Origin of the sequence: Vibrio sp. 1159 (assembly GCF_033340395.1) — a bacterium.
GTDB classification, from domain to species: Bacteria; Pseudomonadota; Gammaproteobacteria; order Enterobacterales; family Vibrionaceae; genus Vibrio; species Vibrio alginolyticus.
The window spans coordinates 218155-236860 of record NZ_JAWOWL010000004.1; the positions used below are offsets into that span (position 1 = coordinate 218155).

The 18706-nt window shown below is 44.4% G+C and carries 13 protein-coding genes; 7 read left to right on the forward strand and 6 right to left on the reverse strand.

What is annotated here, in order from left to right:
* Positions 1-384: 384 nt before the first annotated feature.
* The 3 genes from R7127_RS05845 to nspC all read left to right on the forward strand — a co-directional run bounded on the left by R7127_RS05845 (position 385) and on the right by nspC (position 5761).
* Positions 385-3261, forward strand: coding sequence for a pyridoxal phosphate-dependent class III aminotransferase (locus R7127_RS05845; RefSeq protein WP_318148304.1), 2877 nt, complete (start codon positions 385-387; stop codon positions 3259-3261).
* Positions 3262-3279: 18 nt separating this feature from the next.
* Positions 3280-4524 (forward strand): carboxynorspermidine synthase, encoded by a 1245-nt coding sequence (locus tag R7127_RS05850; protein ID WP_012841628.1) that lies wholly within the window; start codon positions 3280-3282, stop codon positions 4522-4524.
* A gap of 103 nt (positions 4525-4627) precedes the next feature.
* Positions 4628-5761 (forward strand): carboxynorspermidine decarboxylase, encoded by a 1134-nt coding sequence (nspC, locus tag R7127_RS05855; RefSeq protein ID WP_025767273.1) that lies wholly within the window; start codon positions 4628-4630, stop codon positions 5759-5761.
* A 77-nt stretch (positions 5762-5838) separates the two neighbouring features.
* On the opposite strand, the gene R7127_RS05860 is transcribed toward nspC, so the two are convergent.
* Positions 5839-6351, reverse strand: a complete 513-nt coding sequence (locus R7127_RS05860; protein ID WP_017636131.1) for a glycine cleavage system protein R — start codon at positions 6349-6351, stop codon at positions 5839-5841.
* A gap of 222 nt (positions 6352-6573) precedes the next feature.
* Positions 6574-7476 (reverse strand): DUF3943 domain-containing protein, encoded by a 903-nt coding sequence (locus R7127_RS05865; protein ID WP_025767274.1) that lies wholly within the window; start codon positions 7474-7476, stop codon positions 6574-6576.
* A gap of 191 nt (positions 7477-7667) precedes the next feature.
* Between R7127_RS05865 and R7127_RS05870 the strand changes: the two genes are divergently transcribed.
* Entirely contained in the window at positions 7668-8900 is a 1233-nt protein-coding gene (locus R7127_RS05870; protein WP_138940449.1) for a CinA family nicotinamide mononucleotide deamidase-related protein, read from the forward strand.
* Positions 8901-8996: 96 nt separating this feature from the next.
* On the opposite strand, the gene yfaE is transcribed toward R7127_RS05870, so the two are convergent.
* The 4 genes from yfaE to ubiG form a co-directional block, all read right to left on the reverse strand.
* Positions 8997-9278 carry a class I ribonucleotide reductase maintenance protein YfaE gene (gene yfaE, locus R7127_RS05875; protein ID WP_005376817.1) on the reverse strand — a complete coding sequence of 94 codons (282 nt, stop codon included), beginning with the start codon at positions 9276-9278 and terminating at the stop codon, positions 8997-8999.
* Positions 9278-10411, reverse strand: coding sequence for a class Ia ribonucleoside-diphosphate reductase subunit beta (gene nrdB / locus R7127_RS05880; RefSeq protein WP_005376818.1), 1134 nt, complete (start codon positions 10409-10411; stop codon positions 9278-9280). The genes yfaE and nrdB overlap by 1 nt, the downstream gene beginning before the upstream one ends.
* 83 nt (positions 10412-10494) lie before the next feature.
* Positions 10495-12777, reverse strand: a complete 2283-nt coding sequence (gene nrdA, locus R7127_RS05885) for a class 1a ribonucleoside-diphosphate reductase subunit alpha (RefSeq protein ID WP_005376819.1) — start codon at positions 12775-12777, stop codon at positions 10495-10497.
* Positions 12778-13278: 501 nt separating this feature from the next.
* A complete protein-coding gene (gene ubiG / locus R7127_RS05890) occupies positions 13279-13986 on the reverse strand; it encodes a bifunctional 2-polyprenyl-6-hydroxyphenol methylase/3-demethylubiquinol 3-O-methyltransferase UbiG (protein WP_005376820.1) in 708 nt (235 codons plus the stop codon).
* A gap of 475 nt (positions 13987-14461) precedes the next feature.
* Between ubiG and gyrA the strand changes: the two genes are divergently transcribed.
* The 3 genes from gyrA (at position 14462) to R7127_RS05905 (ending at position 18519) form a co-directional block, all read left to right on the forward strand.
* Positions 14462-17173 (forward strand): DNA topoisomerase (ATP-hydrolyzing) subunit A, encoded by a 2712-nt coding sequence (gyrA, locus tag R7127_RS05895; RefSeq protein WP_017636128.1) that lies wholly within the window; start codon positions 14462-14464, stop codon positions 17171-17173.
* A 125-nt stretch (positions 17174-17298) separates the two neighbouring features.
* Complete coding sequence (locus R7127_RS05900) at positions 17299-17922, forward strand: tetratricopeptide repeat protein (RefSeq protein WP_025767276.1); 624 nt, start codon at positions 17299-17301, stop codon at positions 17920-17922.
* A 42-nt stretch (positions 17923-17964) separates the two neighbouring features.
* Entirely contained in the window at positions 17965-18519 is a 555-nt protein-coding gene (locus R7127_RS05905) for a hypothetical protein (protein ID WP_047103266.1), read from the forward strand.
* The last annotated feature ends 187 nt before the right edge of the window (positions 18520-18706 follow it).

The window sequence follows — 18706 nt, forward strand, 5'->3', positions numbered from 1 at the left end:
TGATCTCTGGGGGATACGCGTAGTGACCATTCAAGCTGATTGTGACACTGCGTAGGGTAGGTATCGGCAAAGCCTTTTGTCGATAGACGGGATACTAATGCTGTAAACGCGGCATATTAATGGGAAACCCAACATTGAAACCTTTGAATAAACACACACTAATCAGCTTCATACTGCCGAAATGTCCTGTTTTACAAAACGGGTGCATTACAGAACCTTGATTAATCCCTTTTACATATGAAGTCGCGAGTATCGTGGCGGATGATCTGTATTTGTCATTTATGCACTGACAAATGCGGAGGGGTATTCACACCTCCTGTAATTTCATTCTAATGATTATTAATACAGGATACAGAATTATTATAATTCAAGGGATTATGTAGTATGAGCACTGCCTTTGAAGTCGATAGCAATATCGCAAACATTTTTTCGTCTCAGGTTCCTATCGTTGAGGGAACGTATGACTTAACGCCAGATCAAGTATTGATTGATCAGGCTGAGCATGAATCTGAAGTACGTTCTTATCCACGTCGTTTGCCGATCGCAATTAAACAAGCCTTTGGGTGCTTGGTTGAAGATACGCGTGGACAGATCTTTCTAGACTGCCTTGCTGGGGCAGGCACTCTAGCTTTGGGGTATAACCATCCTGAAATAAACCAAGCTCTGAAAGAGCAATTAGATTCAGGACTGCCATATCAGACGCTAGATATTGCAACATCAGTAAAAACGACGTTTATTCAATCTGTTAAGTCTTTTCTTCCTCAAGAGTTAAGCGAGAACAGCGTTATCCAATTTTGTGGCCCGTCTGGAGCTGATGCGGTTGAAGCTGCTATCAAGCTCGCGAAACAGACTACCGGTCGCAACACTATGTTTGCCTTCCGTGGCGCATACCATGGTATGACTAATGGTACGATGGGGATGATGGGTAACTTAGGCACGAAAGCTCGTCGAACTGGTTTGATGTCGGATGTGCACTTTATGCCTTTCCCATACAACCTGCGTTGTCCTTTTGGGCTTGGCGGTGATGAAGGTGCGAAAGCAAGTATTCGTTATATCGATCGTCTTTTAAACGATGATGAGTCAGGCATTATGAAGCCTGCCGCGATTATCGTGGAGCCAGTGCAAGGTGAGGGTGGTGTTGTTCCTGCGCCAGCATTCTGGCTACGAGAGTTACGTCGTATTTGTGATGAACACGGTATCTTACTGATCTTCGATGAGATCCAGTGTGGTGTTGGTAAAACTGGCTACAATTTCGCGTTCGAAGAGTCGGGCATTGTTCCAGATATTCTGTGTTTATCAAAAGCAATTGGTGGTGGTTTACCAATGTCGCTATTGGTTATCAACAAGCAACATGATACATGGAAGCCGGGTGAGCACACAGGTACATTTCGTGGTAACCAGCTAGCCATGGTCTCTGGTGCGAAAGCATTAGAAATTATCCAGCGTGATAATCTTGTTGAGCATGCCAATATTGCGGGTCAGTACTTGCGCTACGGCCTTGAAAGTATTCAAAAGCGTGTGAACTGTATCGCAGAGGTTCGTGGCAAAGGTTTGATGCTAGGCGTGGAGATTAAAACTCCAAACGGTGAGCTCAATAAATTTGGTGAACCTCAAGCGGATAGTGAACTCACACTTTCTATTCAACGCGCAGCACTCGAGCGTGGCTTGATCGTTGAGAAAGGTGGACGCGAAGGCGCAGTAATTCGTTTCCTTCCTCCTCTTATCATCTCGTTTGAGCAAATCGACTTTGCTTTACGTGTATTTGAAGACGCGATTTTAGCCGCTGGCGGTAGTCACATCGAAACTCAGCCACAAGATGAATGGAAGAAGCATTTCATCCACACTGGAGAGATGGGCAGCAATGAATTTGCTTCGGTGATGAATCACACTACTACGGCAATGAAGTCAGTGTTTGAAAAAGTGACTGCACCGTATTCAGGTATGGATTCAAAAGCATTGGAAGCAGCGATTCACGACGTTGATCTTGATAATGGAAATGCGCCTCTTAAAACCGTTATCGACGATGCTGCTGAGCTGGTCGCGAAAAACGCAATTTTTACTCAACATCCAGATTGTATTGCTCACCTGCATACTCCACCTTTGATGCCAGCGATTGCGGCAGAGGCAATGATTGCGGCTTTGAACCAGTCTATGGACTCATGGGATCAAGCTTCATCAGCGACTTATGTTGAACAGAAAGTTGTGAACTGGCTATGTGATAAATATGAGTTAGGTGAAAAAGCGGACGGTATCTTCACGAGCGGCGGCACGCAAAGTAACCAAATGGGCTTGATGTTAGCGCGTGACTGGATTGCTGACAAACTCAGTGCACACTCAATTCAAAAGCTTGGCCTTCCTGAATACGCAGACAAGCTACGTATTGTATGTTCGAAAAAATCCCACTTCACGGTTCAAAAATCAGCGTCTTGGATGGGGTTGGGTGAAAAAGCGGTCATGACTGTCGATGCTAATGCCGATGGAACGATGGATGTCACTAAATTAGACGAAGTTCTCAATCAGGCCAAAGCAGAAGGTTTGATCCCATTTGCCATTGTTGGCACAGCGGGCACAACGGACCACGGTGCTATTGATGACTTAGACTTTATCGCCGATATGGCAGCGAAACATGACATGTGGATGCATGTCGACGGTGCATACGGTGGAGCTCTGATTCTAAGTAGCCAAAAAGCGCGTCTGAAAGGTTGTGAGCGTGCACATTCCATCAGCGTAGACTTCCATAAGCTGTTTTACCAAACCATCAGTTGTGGTGCGCTATTGGTAAATGACAAGTCTAACTTTAAATTCCTGCTTCACCATGCAGACTATTTGAACCGCGAACACGACGAACTACCGAACTTGGTGGATAAGTCTATTGCGACAACTAAGCGCTTTGATGCGCTCAAAGTGTTTATGACGATGCAAAGCGTAGGGCCAAAAGCCCTAGGCGATATGTATGATCATTTGCTTGAACAGACGCTTGAAGTGGCGGACATGATTCGAGATAACAAACACTTTGAGTTGTTGGCTGAACCATCACTATCTACGGTTCTGTTCCGCGCGACACATGAATCAGCGGATCTGGATGAACTGAACAAAACGTTGCGCTTAGAAGCGTTAACACGCGGTATCGCGGTATTGGGTGAAACCATTGTCGACGATAAAACTGCATTGAAATTTACGATTTTGAACCCGTGTCTGACGACGGCGGACTTTGAATCTTTGCTCTCAAAAATCAATACGCTAGCGGCAGAGCTAGTTTAACAAAGGTAACGGAAAACTATGGCAATTCTACAGATTGGTGCAGGCGGCGTTGGTTGGGTAGTTGCACATAAAGCAGCACAAAACAACGACGTTCTGGGTGATATCACAATCGCATCACGTACCGTAGGTAAGTGTGAGAAAATCATCGAATCGATTCAGAAGAAAAACAATCTGAAAGATTCAACTAAGAAATTAGAAGCGCGAGCGGTAAACGCGGACGACGTAGATTCTTTAGTTGCTTTAATTAAAGAAGTACAACCTGACTTAGTGATCAACGCAGGTCCTCCTTGGGTGAACATGTCTATTATGGAAGCATGTTACCAAGCTAAAGTGTCATACCTTGATACATCTGTTGCGGTTGATTTGTGCTCTGAAGGCCAACAAGTACCTCAAGCTTACGATTGGCAGTGGGGTTACCGTGAGAAGTTTGAAGAAGCCGGCATTACAGGTATTCTTGGTGCTGGTTTCGATCCGGGCGTAGTATCGGTGTTTGCCGCATACGCAGTGAAGCATCTGTTCGATGAAATCGATACTATCGACGTAATGGATGTAAACGCAGGCGACCACGGTAAGAAGTTCGCAACTAACTTTGATCCAGAAACGAACATGCTTGAGATTCAAGGCGATTCGTTCTACTGGGAAAACGGCGAGTGGAAACAAGTACCTTGTCACTCACGTATGCTTGAGTTTGAATTCCCGAATTGTGGTTCACACAAAGTGTACTCAATGGCGCACGACGAAGTTCGATCTATGCAAGAGTTCATCCCGGCGAAACGCATCGAATTCTGGATGGGCTTTGGTGACCGTTACCTAAACTACTTCAATGTGATGCGCGACATCGGTCTACTCAGCCCAGATCCACTAACGCTTCACGACGGTACGGTTGTTCAACCTTTGCACGTGCTAAAAGCACTACTACCAGATCCAACATCACTCGCACCAGGCTACACTGGCCTAACGTGTATCGGTACTTGGGTTCAAGGTAAGAAAGATGGTAAAGAGCGCAGTGTATTTATTTACAACAACGCTGATCACGAAGTCGCATACGAAGATGTTGAACACCAAGCTATCTCATACACCACTGGCGTACCAGCGATCACTGCGGCTTTGCAGTTCTTCCGTGGCAAGTGGGCAGACAAAGGCGTGTTCAACATGGAACAACTAGATCCAGACCCATTCCTAGAAACCATGCCATCTATTGGTCTAGATTGGCATGTTCAAGAACTGGAGCCAGGACAACCTGTTATCCATAAATTGAAGTAAGAATTTAGCGACTCTTATTTGTACGTTTAAGCCGATGCACTTGCGTCGGCTTTGTTCGATTTTATAGTGCCTTTGCTAAGGCGAAGGGACGTAAGGTATCAAAATGCAACAAAACGAACTAAAAACGCCATACTTCATGATCAATGAAGACAAGCTGATTGAGAACCTAGAGAAAGCAAAACAGCTAAAAGACATCTCTGGTGTGAAGCTTGTATTAGCACTGAAGTGCTTCTCAACATGGGGTGTATTCGACATCATCAAGCCTTACCTAGACGGAACAACAAGTTCTGGACCGTTTGAAGTGAAGCTTGGCTACGAAACGTTCGGTGGTGAGACACACGCATACAGTGTGGGTTACAGCGAAGATGACGTTCGCGATGTGGCGGACATCTGTGACAAGATGATCTTTAACTCTCAGTCACAGCTAGCGGCTTATCGTCATATTGTCGAAGGCAAAGCATCGATTGGCTTGCGCCTAAACCCAGGTGTGAGCTATGCAGGGCAAGACTTAGCAAACCCAGCGCGTCAATTCTCTCGTCTTGGTGTTCAGGCTGATCACATCAAACCGGAAATTTTTGATGGTATTGATGGCGTAATGTTCCACATGAACTGTGAGAACAAAGACGTGGATGCGTTTATCGGCTTACTCGATGCTATTTCAGATCAGTTTGGCGAGTACCTAGATAAGCTGGACTGGGTAAGCATGGGCGGCGGCGTGTTCTTCACATGGCCGGGGTACGATATCGAGAAGTTAGGGTTAGCACTTAAAGCGTTCTCAGAGAAACACGGCGTACAAATGTATTTAGAGCCGGGTGAAGCGATAATTACTAAGACAACTGATCTCGTTGTAACAGTGGTTGATATTGTAGAGAACGTAAAGAAGACGGCGATTGTCGATTCAGCCACAGAAGCTCACCGCTTAGATACGTTGATCTACAATGAGCCAGCGTCAATTCTTGAAGCATCTGAAAATGGTGAACATGAGTATGTGATCGGCTCGTGCTCTTGTTTGGCTGGTGACCAGTTCTGCGTGGCGAACTTCGAACAGCCTCTAGAGATAGGACAGCGTCTGCATATTCTAGATAGTGCCGGTTACACCATGGTGAAACTGAACTGGTTTAACGGTCTACGTATGCCGTCGGTCTACTGTGAACGCTCGAATGGTGACATTCAAAAACTGAATGAATTTGACTACTCTGATTTCAAACGTTCACTGTCTCAGTGGTCAGTGAAATAAAACGTATTGAGTATTAGAACGACAAAGAGCAGCTGAATTGCTGCTCTTTTTATTGGGGAAGCGTTAAAGGTATGCAGTTAGCTTTCTACAATTACACGAGTGTCTTCACTCAGAGATTCTAACTCATTGGCTATGTCTTCAATTTCTAGCTCGCTAGGTAGTTTTATCGCCATTTTAGCGCTGAATAAGCTAGAGCTTACCCCTCCGCCTCCAGCAATGAATACACGCTGACAATCCATATCTAAAATTGAGATACCTTGATTATCGAGAACGTGAGTAATTTCATTCACAATACCCGCTCTATCGTTGGCATCTAAACGAAGTTGGAAGATAGTGTCTTCACGATATGAGTGAGGCTCAGAGTCGACGAACCTAACAACAAGAGTCTGACAAGAAGAGAACGCTTGTTTAACGATGTCGACATTTTCTCTTGGAAGCTCTACTTTGATGACACCTGCAACTTGGTCTTCGATAAAGTTTACTTTGCTGATCAGCCATTTCCCGCCGTTTTCGTGTGTGATTGCAGCGAGCTCTTTAATCGTGGCGGGTGACGCTTGTCCGACAAAATTAACAATAAATACGGTGTTCATAATGTCCCCTCCTGGAATCAAGGTTTGGACGCAGTACGAATAAACGTGCTACTTAAGTTATTGGAATAAATCCTTTTATTTAGTGTAGGTGCTAAGGGCGGGTAAGGTTTGATGAAAGTCAATTTTTAACACTAATTCGTGATGCAAATAATTAAAACAATGTTCAGAGCACAAAAAAAGCAGCCATCGTAAGGCTGCTTTTTACCGAGTATCAACTTAGGATTAGAAGGTTACTTTTAACTCGACACCATAAAATTGACTGTCATAGTTTGCGCCTGCGTCCATGGCGAATTTTGCAACATCTTGGTTTCCAAACCAAGGTGATGAATTGAATTGTAGTTCTGCACTACCGCCCCATGCATCAGTTACCCAATAATGAACATGTCCAACAGGGTTTAAGAAGAAGAGCGAAACATCACCTGCGGTTTCAGAGCCCATAACTTCGCCGCCGTTTGCAATAATGTCTTGCTCAGCCGTTAACATCATTTCACCAACAACAGCACCAAAGAATGGTGTGATAAAAATATCCTGCCAAGATGGTACTTCTGCGAACGCCTCCACGCCATACTCCCAAAAGAACGTCGACATAGTTGCGGAGTACAAAAACGACTGAAATTCATTATAGCCAGCGTGACGTGCTGCCGTGTAGTAAACGCCGCCAAAATATGGGTGCATGATGTAGTTGAGGACATGTTCATCGCGATCCCAAACGGGGCCGTCAGAGACATTATCTTTCCACTTTTGCCCCAACTTACTCATGTCTCGGTCTTCTTCGTCCCATTTGGTGATACTTTCTGGAAGAAAAGTCATCATGCCTACGGTCGCGATACTGAGACCTAGAATGGTGTAGGTTTGACCCATCAGGTAATCCCAGTCTTTATCTTGAGGGATGATGAGATGTTTAGGCTGAAGCCCTGCGTCAAGGTTTAGTGAATCATCATTATTCTGTTCATACATAACACCGCGATTTTGAGCCTCGAAGGTGTACAGAGTCGTCGTTTCGCAGTAACCTGACAAGCAATCAGGTGTGTAAGAAAACTCTGTATGACGGCTTAGGTCATAGTGACTTGCGTGCGCAAGCGCTGACGAAGCCAAGCAAAGGCCTGTTAGAGTCGTCTTGAACATGGATGATTTTGACACAAAGGTCTCCGAGTTAATGGTGTATGTTCGGGCTCGTAATTATCCCTCAAAACATCAATCATTTAAACACTTGACCCTTATTTAGTCCCAACAAACCTCGGCGAGATTTGTCCAAATAAAAAGAAAAATAAGCGCTATAACGAAAATAGGATTGTGCTTACGTTCAGGAGTCAGTTGTGAAAATAGCAATGCTTAGTACTGGTGAGGAAGTCCTCCACGGTGATATTGTTGATACTAATGCGGCATGGTTGTCTAGCCTGTTTTATCAACATGGATTTGGCTTAACAAAGCGCTCAACGGTTGGCGATAGCCTATCGAGTTTGGTTGAAGAGTTTTTAATGCTCAGTTTTAACAACGATGTGGTTATTGTTAATGGTGGTTTAGGCCCTACAACGGATGACATGAGTGCTGCCGCCGCCGCGAGAGCCGCCGATTGTAAACTGGTGCTATTCAAAGAGTGGTTGCAGCATCTAGAAAGTTTGTATGCTCGACGTGGCATCCCTATGCCGGACAGTAATTTAAAGCAAGCGATGCTGCCAGAAACAGCAGAGATATTGGACAACCCGATAGGCACTGCTTGCGGTTTCAAAGTGCTGATTAATGATGCCATTTTTTATTTCACACCGGGGGTACCAAGTGAATTTAAGCTCATGGCAGAGACGCAAATTCTTCCCGATCTGAGAAGAGTGTTTCCAGATGTTCAAGGCTCATGTTGTAGTCGAATCTACACGTTTGGTCTATCTGAATCCGGTATTTCAGATAAGCTAGATCAGCTAAAACTTCCTCAAGGCTATGAGCTAGGGTATCGCTCTTACTTGCCTTTTATTGAAGTGAAACTTTTTGGTCCTTCAGATCAGATTGAACAGCGTTTGAAACTAGTACAGATAATTAATAAACACCTTGAGAGTAATACCGTTAGTATTGACTTACCTATGGTTGAAAATGTCGGCCAGTTGTTGGTCGATAAAGGACTAACGGTGTCGACCTCCGAAAAAAGTAGCGGAGGATACTTAACGTACTGGCTAAACGGCGATGAAAACGCTGAAAAGCAACTAGGGCATGGTTGGATACTACCGAGCCTGACTCAAGCGATGGCCAACAGCGGAGATCCATTAGCAGAGACGTTTGCTCTGGCTGGCGCTACGCGAGAGAAGTGTGGGACGGATTTATCACTCGTTACTGGCCATATTGAAGAGGGCGTTTTTTCCGTCGCTTTATCGACACCGTCAGGCGAGTGGGGAGCGTTATATAAACTCTCGAAAAAGTATCAGCGCAATGATCAAGTTAAAGTGATCAGCACGGCAGCACTAGACTTGTTGCGTCGCCACCTAGAACGTAAACCGATGTTTGCGCATTATGCATTTTTAGAGAAAGTTAAAGAGATGCACCTCCCGAGCAGTGCTTTATAACCAAAGCTCTATACAGTAGTCTGAGAGACAAAACACAGAGACAAAAAAGCCAAGGTGATTACCTTGGCTTTTGCATTTTATACCGTCGAGTCAACGTTATGCGCGCTGCTTTTCTTTCATCGCGTAGTTAACGCCGCTAAGTGACAAATCTGATTTTGCTTTACAGATACAAGGTAATATTTCATCACTTTGTGTGTAAGCCATGGCAAAACCAACATACTCCACTTCACCAGACTCCAATTTGCAGCGACAGGCGCCGCAGTGCCCATCACGGCAGTTGTATTCTGGTAATAGGCCAGCTTGCTCCATTGTTTCCAAAATCGTATTGGAAGGGTTGGATTCAATGCTGATCAGTTTGTTGATTTTGAGTGTTGCCATTACAGCTCGAATCCTTCGAAGTCATCTGCGCGAACTTCATTGTCAATTTGACCCACAAGGTAAGAAGAGATTTCTGCTTCTTGAGGCGCAACTTGAACGTTATCTGAAGACAACCAAGCGTTAATCCATGGAATTGGGTTAGTTGTTGCTTCTGGATACGCTGCTGGTAGACCTACCGCTTGCATACGAATATTTGTGATGTATTCAACGTATTGGCTTAGGATGTCTTTGTTTAGACCGATCATAGAGCCATCTTTGAATAGATACTCTGCCCACTCTTTTTCTTGCTCAGCCGCTTCTTTGAATAGGTCAAAACAGTCCTGTTTTGCCTCTTCTGCGATTTGCATGAAAGTGAAGTCATCTTGACCGTTACGTAGCAGGTTGATCATGTGCTGCGTGCCGTTTAAGTGAAGTGCTTCGTCACGAGCGATCAGCTTGATGATTTTCGCGTTACCTTCCATTAGTTCGCGTTCTGCGAAAGCGAAAGAGCATGCGAAACTTACGTAAAAACGAATAGCTTCTAATGCGTTAACAGACATCAGACAGATGTACAGCTTCTTCTTAAGATCGTACAGACTAACCTTAACCGTTTCACCGTTAAGGACATGCTCACCTTCACCGTAGCGATGGTAATCATTCGTCGCTTGAATCAAATCGTCGTAGTAGTGCGCGATGTCTTTTGCACGCTTCAGAATGTGCTCGTTCTCAACGATATCATCAAACACTACAGCAGGGTCGTTCACGATGTTACGAATAATGTGTGTGTAAGAACGAGAGTGAATCGTTTCAGAGAAAGACCAAGTCTCAATCCAAGTCTCTAGTTCTGGCAGAGACACAAGCGGCAGCAGTGCCACGTTAGGGCTGCGGCCTTGGATAGAGTCAAGAAGCGTTTGGTACTTCAAGTTAGAGATGAAGATGTGCTTCTCGTGATCTGGCAGTTTGTTGTAATCGATACGGTCGCTAGATACGTCTACTTCTTCTGGACGCCAGAAGAAAGAAAGTTGTTTCTCGATAAGTTTTTCGAAAATCTCAAACTTTTGTTGGTCGTAACGTGCAACGTTTACTGATTGACCTAGGAACATTGGTTCCTTCAATTGGTCATTCTTTTTTTGGTTAAAAGTACTGTAAGCCATAATGCCTCAATTCCTTTTAAACCTCCCCGTAAGGGGGAGGTTATCGATAGTCTGTCTTTACGGGTTCGCTAGGTACGGGAAGATTAAATCTTACAACCGCCGCCAGCACAATCGTCATCTTGTGGTTGAACAGCGTCTTTCTGTTCATCTTTCGCGCCATCACGAGTGTTGTGGTAGTAAAGCGTTTTCACACCAAACTTATACGCTGTTAGCAGGTCTTGAAGTAGTTTCTTCATTGGAACCTTGCCAGTCTCGTAACGTGACGGGTCGTAGTTAGTATTAGCAGAGATAGCTTGGTCAACAAACTTCTGCATAATACCCACAAGGTGTAGATAACCGTCGTTCGAACCGATATTCCAAAGCAGTTCATAGCTGTCTTTAAGTTCTGTGAACTCTGGTACAACTTGCTTCAGGATACCGTCTTTCGAAGCTTTTACTGAAACGTAACCACGTGGTGGCTCAATACCGTTAGTTGCGTTTGAAATCTGAGAAGAAGTCTCAGAAGGCATTAGTGCAGTCAGTGTTGAGTTACGTAGGCCGTGCTCCATAATTTCTTTACGTAGGCTGTCCCAGTCGTAGTGCAGCGCTTCGTCACAAATTAGATCGATATCTTTCTTATACGTATCAATCGGCAGTAAGCCTTTCGCGTAGTTCGTCTCGTCGAATGAAGGACACTTACCTTGCTCTTTCGCCAGTGCTACAGATGCTTTCAATAGGTAGTACTGCATTGCTTCGAACGTACGGTGAGTTAGGCCGTTCGCGCTACCGTCAGAGTATTTCACGCCATTCTTCGCTAAGTAGTAAGCAAAGTTAATCACACCAACACCTAGCGTACGACGGTTCATAGTCGATTTGTATGCCGCTGGTAGAGGGTAATCTTGGTAATCAAGCAGTGCATCTAACGCACGAACAACAAGATCGGATAGCTCTTCGAAATCATCTAGAGACTTGATAGCACCTAAGTTGAATGCAGAAAGCGTACACAGTGCGATCTCGCCTGAGTCATCTTCAACGTTAGTTAATGGTTTCGTTGGTAGTGCGATTTCTAAACATAGGTTCGACTGACGAACTGGAGCAACTTCAGAATCAAATGGGCTGTGAGTATTACAGTGGTCCACGTTCTGGATGTAGATACGACCCGTTGATGCACGCTCTTGCATTAGCAGAGTGAACATTTCAATCGCTTTAACCGTTTCTTTCTTGATTGAAGGATCGTTCTCGTACTTCACGTATAGACGCTCAAACTCTTCTTGGTTTTCGAAGAATGCGTCGTACAGACCAGGTACATCAGATGGTGAGAATAGCGTAATATTGCCGCCTTCAACTAAACGTTGGTACATCAGTTTGTTTAACTGAACACCGTAGTCCATGTGACGAACACGGTTTTCTTCAACACCACGGTTGTTCTTAAGTACCATTAGTGAGCGTGCTTCACCGTGCCACATTGGGTAGAAAACAGTAGCTGCGCCACCACGTACACCACCTTGTGAACAACATTTTACTGCTGTTTGGAAGTACTTGTAGAACGGAATACAACCAGTGTGGAATGCTTCACCACCGCGAATCTCTGAGCCTAATGCACGGATACGACCTGCGTTGATACCAATACCAGCGCGCTGAGATACATAACGAACAATTGAGCTTGCTGTTGCGTTAATAGAATCAAGACTGTCTCCACACTCGATCAGAACACATGAGCTGAACTGGCGAGTAGGGGTACGCACGCCAGACATAATTGGCGTAGGTAGAGAAATCTTAAATGTCGATGTCGCATCGTAGAAACGTTTGATGTAATCAAGACGTGTCGCTTTTGGATATTTCGCAAATAAGCACGCTGCTACAAGGATGTATAAGAACTGAGCACTTTCGTAAATTTGGCCCGTAACACGGTTCTGTACGAAGTACTTACCCTCTAGCTGCTTAACTGCCGCGTATGAGAAGTTTAGGTCGCGTTTATGGTCGAGGTACGCATCAAGTTCGTCGAGTTCTGCTTTTGTGTAGTCTTCTAGAATATGTTGATCGTACTTACCCATATCGACGAGGCGAGACACGTGATCATAAAGCGTTGGTGGCTCGTATTGGCCATACGCTTTTTTACGCAGATGGAATACCGCTAGGCGAGCAGCTAGGTATTGGTAATCCGGAGTCTCTTCAGAGATCAGGTCTGCCGCAGACTTGATGATTGTCTCGTGAATATCTGTCGTTGTGATGCCGTCGTAAAACTGGATGTGAGCGCGAAGTTCTACTTGAGAAACCGAAACATTATCTAGACCTTCTGCAGCCCAAGTGATAACGCGGTGGATTTTATCCAGATCGATACTTTCTTTACGGCCATCACGCTTGGTGACGGTAAGTTGTTGGTTCATTCTGCTTTATTTCCCTAAGAAAACTGATAAAAGCCGTATTTTTGTTTGTTTATGTGCAATATGAGTAAAGCTTGCGGCGGCTTTGTGATCAAAGTCTATCTATATATTGTCGCTTAAACACAACATATAGGGGTTCATTTGTTTGCGGGTTACAAGATAGTGCTATTACACTGATTTATCAAGGTACAGATCTTGGATGACTTGTGGATAACTGACAAAATGAAAAAAATCAGTAAGTGAACACTAACCGATGAGAAAAGGGCTGACTTGAATGGTTAAAAGTACGGTTTCGAGATCGGTTTAGAAATAACCGCATGCAAAAATATTTTCCTTGATCTTTGGCCGTTTTTATCTGCGAAAAATGGCTTGGTCAAAATGGAATCTAGAGCACGAATTTTAGCCATAAAAAGACAAAAAAAGCGGCAACTTTGTGCTACCGCTTCCGATTCATTTTCTTTAAAAAATGTCAATCACAAAACTCATTTTTTAACTTAATAGCGTTCAGTATTTTTTAGTATGAACGATGTAGTTTACATCTACATTACGACCGAGTTTGTAGCTGTCATTTAGAGGGTTGTAATGAAGCCCAGTAATGCCCATTTCCGTCAGGTCAGTTTGGTCTATCATCTTCATCATTTCGGCTGGCTTGATAAACTTATCGTGCTCATGAGTGCCTTCAGGAACAATCTTAAGAAGCTTCTCAGCACCGACAATAGCAAATAAGTACGACTTAATGTTTCGGTTCAAAGTTGAGAAAAACACGTGACCACCGGGTTTGACTAGCGCAGCACAAGAGCGGATAACGGAGAGAGGATCTGGAACGTGTTCAAGCATCTCCATACAAGTCACGACATCGTAAGTTCCTGCGTTTTCTATAGCGTGGTCTTCTATTGTGCTCTGAATGTAGGTCAGTTGAGTGCCTGTTTCTAATGCATGTAGTCGCGCGACTTCTAATGGTTCTTTACCCATATCAAGCCCCGTCACAATAGCGCCTTCTTTTGCCATGCTTTCAGCAAGAATGCCACCACCACAGCCGACATCAAGTGCTCGCTTGCCAAACAAGCCATTTGCTTTTTCAAGTACATAGTTCAAACGAAGTGGGTTAATTTGATGAAGCGGCTTAAACTCGCCTTCTAAATCCCACCATCGAGAAGCCATGTCCTCGAATTTCTTAATTTCACTTGGGTCGACGTTTTGTGCTTTAGTCATAATTGGTTTTATTGCATTCAATCTGAGTCCTTTAGAGGGCGCCAGTATACTCCAACGTTTTACACCCAAACAACCTCGATGTGCTTAGTTAAGGGACAATGACAGAGTTCACTGGCGCGGCAATCGAGACAGGTGCCTGTAATTTGTAAAGCGCTAACTATTGTTTTTGCTTCATCCTTGAACTGGTGCCAGTGACAATAACTCTAAAACCTGTATTTTCGCGTTGTGTGGTTAAAGGAATTTACCTCGCTTTTCCGCGTAAAGAGTCCGATTTTGCTCAATATTGACCGAAATATAACCACTAATCAGAAAGATATGGGATGAGTGTGCAAATTCTCGACATTTGATTCATAACCAAGCTCACAACCTGATAAAAGGAGAGGGAAAGTGATGCCGAAGTGATGAATTGTGTGTTATATTTTTGCACCTTACACGTATCGTAATTACGATCAGATAATAGAGGGATAATGGCTCTATGAGCGATTTAGCTAAAGAGATCACGCCCGTAAACATTGAAGATGAGCTTAGAGGTTCATACCTAGACTATGCGATGTCAGTCATCGTGGGTCGTGCTCTTCCAGATGTGCGTGATGGCCTAAAACCAGTACACCGCCGCGTTTTATTCGCGATGAACGTACTAGGCAACGATTGGAACAAACCATATAAAAAATCAGCCCGTGTTGTCGGCGACGTAATCGGTAAATACCACCCACATGGTGATAGTGCTGTGTACGACACAATCGTACGTATGGCTCAGCCGTTCTCGCTTCGTTACATGCTGGTCGATGGTCAAGGTAACTTTGGCTCGATCGATGGCGACTCTGCTGCGGCAATGCGTTACACCGAAGTTCGAATGGCAAAAATTGCCCATGAATTATTGGCTGACCTAGACAAAGAAACCGTAGACTACGTACCAAACTACGACGGTACTGAGCAGATCCCAGCGGTTCTTCCAACTAAAATTCCAAACCTATTGGTTAACGGTGCTTCTGGTATCGCAGTAGGTATGGCAACCAACATCCCGCCTCATAACCTTGGCGAAGTGATTGATGGCTGTCTTGCATACATCAATAATGAAGAAATCACTATTGATGAACTAATGGATTACATTCCTGGTCCTGATTTCCCAACGGCGGCGCTTATCAGCGGTCGTAAAGGCATTGTAGACGCGTACAAAACAGGTCGTGGCAAAATCTACATGCGTTCGAAAGCGGACATCGAAGTGGAGAAGAATGGTAAAGAGACCATTATCGTCACTGAAATTCCTTACCAGGTGAACAAAGCTCGCTTGATCGAAAAGATCGCTGAGCTAGTTAAAGATAAGAAAGTAGAAGGCATCAGTGCACTGCGCGACGAGTCAGATAAAGACGGTATGCGCATTGTTATTGAGTGTAAGCGCGATGCTGTGGGCGAAGTAGTTCTAAACAACCTTTACGCTCAGACTCAGCTGCAAACCACTTTCGGTATCAACATGGTGGCCCTAAACAATGGCCAGCCACAGCTATTCAACCTAAAAGATATGCTGAAGTGCTTCGTTGATCACCGTCGTGAAGTTGTGACACGTCGTACTATCTTCGAACTGCGTAAAGCGCGTGAACGTGCTCATATCCTTGAAGGTTTAGCTCTAGCGCTTGCTAACATTGATGAAATCATTGAGCTTATCCGTAAGGCACCTACACCGGCTGAAGCAAAAGCGGGTCTTATCGCTCGTGGTTGGGATTTAGGCAACGTTTCAGCAATGCTAGAGCGTGCTGGTACAGATGCTGCGCGCCCTGAATGGCTAGAGCCTGAATATGGTATTCGTGATGGTCAGTACTTCCTGACTGAGCAACAAGCACAAGCTATCCTAGATCTACGTTTACATAAACTAACAGGTCTAGAACACGAGAAGATTCTTGGCGAATACAAAACACTTCTAGAAGAAATCGCTGAACTCATGCATATCCTTGCGAGCACTGAGCGTTTGATGGAAGTGATCCGTGAAGAACTTGAAGCGGTTCGTGACGGCTTTGGTGACGCTCGTCGTACAGAAATCACAGCTGCGAGCCATGATATTGACATGGAAGAGCTGATCGCACGTGAAGACGTTGTGGTTACTCTATCTCACGGTGGTTACGTTAAGTACCAAGTACTGAGCGACTACGAGTCACAGCGCCGTGGTGGTAAAGGTAAGAGTGCGACTAAGATGAAAGATGAAGACCATATCGAGCGTCTTCTAGTGGCGAATACCCACGATAACATCTTGTGTTTCTCTACTCGTGGTAAGACATACCGCCTGAAAGTTTACCAATTGCCTCTAGCGAGCCGTACTGCGCGTGGTAAGCCAATTGTGAACATCCTTCCATTAGAAGAAGGTGAGCGCATTACCGCGATTCTACGTGTTGATGAATTCTCTGAAGACAAATTCATCTTCATGGCAACAGGTGACGGTACGGTTAAGAAAACGCCGTTGAACCAGTTTGCAAACGTACGTTCAAACGGCCTAATCGCTGTGAACCTACGTGAAGACGATTCGTTAATCGGTGTGGATATCACTAACGGCGAAAACGAAATCATGCTGTTCTCTAAAGCGGGTAAAGTGGTTCGCTTTAAAGAAGCAGAAGAGATTCCAGTACTTGATGAAAATGGTAAACCAGTTCTTGATGAGAATGGTCAGCCAGAGATCAAGTTTAAAGGTGTTCGTCCTATGGGTCGTACCGCCTCTGGTGTTCGTGGTATGAAACTGGCTGAAAATGACCAAGTTGTATCACTTATTGTTCCTTCGCACGAAGGCGATATCCTAACGGTTACAGAAAACGGTTATGGTAAACGTACAGCACTTAGCGAGTACCCGACAAAAGGTCGTGGCACTCAAGGTGTAGTTTCTATCAAAGTTTCTGAGCGAAATGGCCCGGTAGTTGGTGCTATCCAGGTTGTTGAAGGTGATGAAATGATGATGATCACCGACGCTGGCACGTTAGTACGCACTCGTGTGGGTGAAGTTAGCCAAGTTGGTCGTAACACACAAGGTGTAACGCTTATCCGTACTGCGGAAGATGAATCAGTTGTTGGTTTGCAACGTATTGAAGAAGTTGATGATGAAGAGCTGCCTGCTGATGAAGATGCAGAAGCGTTAGAGTCAACAGATGAAAATACGCAGCAAGACGCTCCAGCTGCTGATGATGCAGAGGAAGGTAACGAAGAGTAATCTTACATCGTTATCCTGATATGAAAAGCCGAGCCCTTAGTTGCTCGGCTTTTTTTGTATCTGTATCAACGCATTTAAAGTAAGAAATGCGTACACTGACGTTATCTTTGTTTACAGGACGTGTTATGTCTGTTTGGTTTTTCGCTGCCATCACTCTGATGGGGTTGTTTATCGTACTCTTATCACTGAGTGCATCAAAAGCTAAACCTGCTCAATGGTTTGGCTTTTGCCTGTTAGTACTTGTCGTGACGAGTGCCAGTTTCTTATTGCTTCATCAAACACCGCCTAAACCAATACACGCGGAAATGTCACGAATGATGACTGCTCGTGACATCATGAAAGAGATTCAAGACCAGTTGCGTGAAGATCCGAACAACGCTGAATTGTGGTTCCAACTCGGGCAGGGCTACCTGCTAGAGGGTGAATTTGACGGTGCGTTGATTTGTTTTGATTACGCGATCCAACTGACTGAGCCAGTCAGTGCCACGCAACTTGCTGCAAAGGCGACTACCTTGTACTACATTCACCAGCAATCAATGACGCAAGAAGTTAGCTTGCTTTTGGAGCAAGCTTTGCAGATAGAACCGCACAATGAAGCCGCTTTGTCTTTGATCGCAAATGATCATTTTCTGTCATTCCGATTTCAGGAAGCGATTGATGCCTGGGTAATATTATTAGATTCTAATGATCCAAATTTAGATAGGGTGCAAATCATTAACTCTATTAACAAAGCAAAAGAGCTATTGTAAGCGTACAATTTAACAAGCAATAGAGAGAAAGGTGGGCAACGAATGAAAAATAAAGCACTAAGCATATTGGTTTTGCTGTGCGGCTCTGTGCTGGCGGGTTGTAGCTCTTCCGATCATTCTGGCTCTTCCTCTATGGTTTATTATTCATCGGGTTATTACGATCCGTGGTGGTACGATCATGACGACTACTGGATTTATTACTATCCGGGCTGTTGCGATAACGACGATGAATACAAAGAGAAACTGGAAGAGTGGTGGAATGGTTTAGATGAAGACCAACAGCAATCCATCAAAGACAAAGTCGAAGATTGGAAAGACGATGATATGTCCGCCAATATCGATAACATGAAACGCCAACTCGACGATCATTGGCAATCATTGCCTGACGAGCAAAAGCAAGAGATTAAAACCAAATGGGAGAATCGTCCGGAACGTATTGAGCCAGCGACTTTACAAGACAAAGCGGTAAAAGAAAAGGTTCAACAAAGAAAAGCATTACCGGAAACGAAGATCCAGCGTCCAGTTGCTCGTCCAAATGTGCAGATACCTAAAGCACGTCCAAATATTCAGCCTAGACCGAGGCTTCCTCGTCGCTAGTACGTTCGATTTTGTCTCTCGATAGAATCGGGGATGAAGAAATAAAGATAACAAAGAAACAAATAAACAAAAAAAAGGGGCGTTCAGTACGCCCCTTGTTGTATCTATAATGTGCCGTCCTAAATAAGGTTGACACTTTCTACCCCCAAAATTGGAGAGTGTTATGAAATCAACAACTAAAAGAACT

What these genes read in the sequence shown, in the direction of transcription:
- R7127_RS05845 (WP_318148304.1), top strand. Translation starts at nt 385, where the DNA reads ATGAGCACTGCCTTTGAAGTCGATAGCAATATCGCAAACATTTTTTCG.
- R7127_RS05850 (WP_012841628.1), top strand. Translation starts at nt 3,280, where the DNA reads ATGGCAATTCTACAGATTGGTGCAGGCGGCGTTGGTTGGGTAGTTGCA.
- nspC (WP_025767273.1), top strand. Translation starts at nt 4,628, where the DNA reads ATGCAACAAAACGAACTAAAAACGCCATACTTCATGATCAATGAAGAC.
- R7127_RS05860 (WP_017636131.1), bottom strand. Translation starts at nt 6,351, where the DNA reads ATGAACACCGTATTTATTGTTAATTTTGTCGGACAAGCGTCACCCGCC.
- R7127_RS05865 (WP_025767274.1), bottom strand. Translation starts at nt 7,476, where the DNA reads ATGTTCAAGACGACTCTAACAGGCCTTTGCTTGGCTTCGTCAGCGCTT.
- yfaE (WP_005376817.1), bottom strand. Translation starts at nt 9,278, where the DNA reads ATGGCAACACTCAAAATCAACAAACTGATCAGCATTGAATCCAACCCT.
- nrdB (WP_005376818.1), bottom strand. Translation starts at nt 10,411, where the DNA reads ATGGCTTACAGTACTTTTAACCAAAAAAAGAATGACCAATTGAAGGAA.
- nrdA (WP_005376819.1), bottom strand. Translation starts at nt 12,777, where the DNA reads ATGAACCAACAACTTACCGTCACCAAGCGTGATGGCCGTAAAGAAAGT.
- ubiG (WP_005376820.1), bottom strand. Translation starts at nt 13,986, where the DNA reads ATGACTAAAGCACAAAACGTCGACCCAAGTGAAATTAAGAAATTCGAG.
- gyrA (WP_017636128.1), top strand. Translation starts at nt 14,462, where the DNA reads ATGAGCGATTTAGCTAAAGAGATCACGCCCGTAAACATTGAAGATGAG.
- R7127_RS05900 (WP_025767276.1), top strand. Translation starts at nt 17,299, where the DNA reads ATGTCTGTTTGGTTTTTCGCTGCCATCACTCTGATGGGGTTGTTTATC.
- R7127_RS05905 (WP_047103266.1), top strand. Translation starts at nt 17,965, where the DNA reads ATGAAAAATAAAGCACTAAGCATATTGGTTTTGCTGTGCGGCTCTGTG.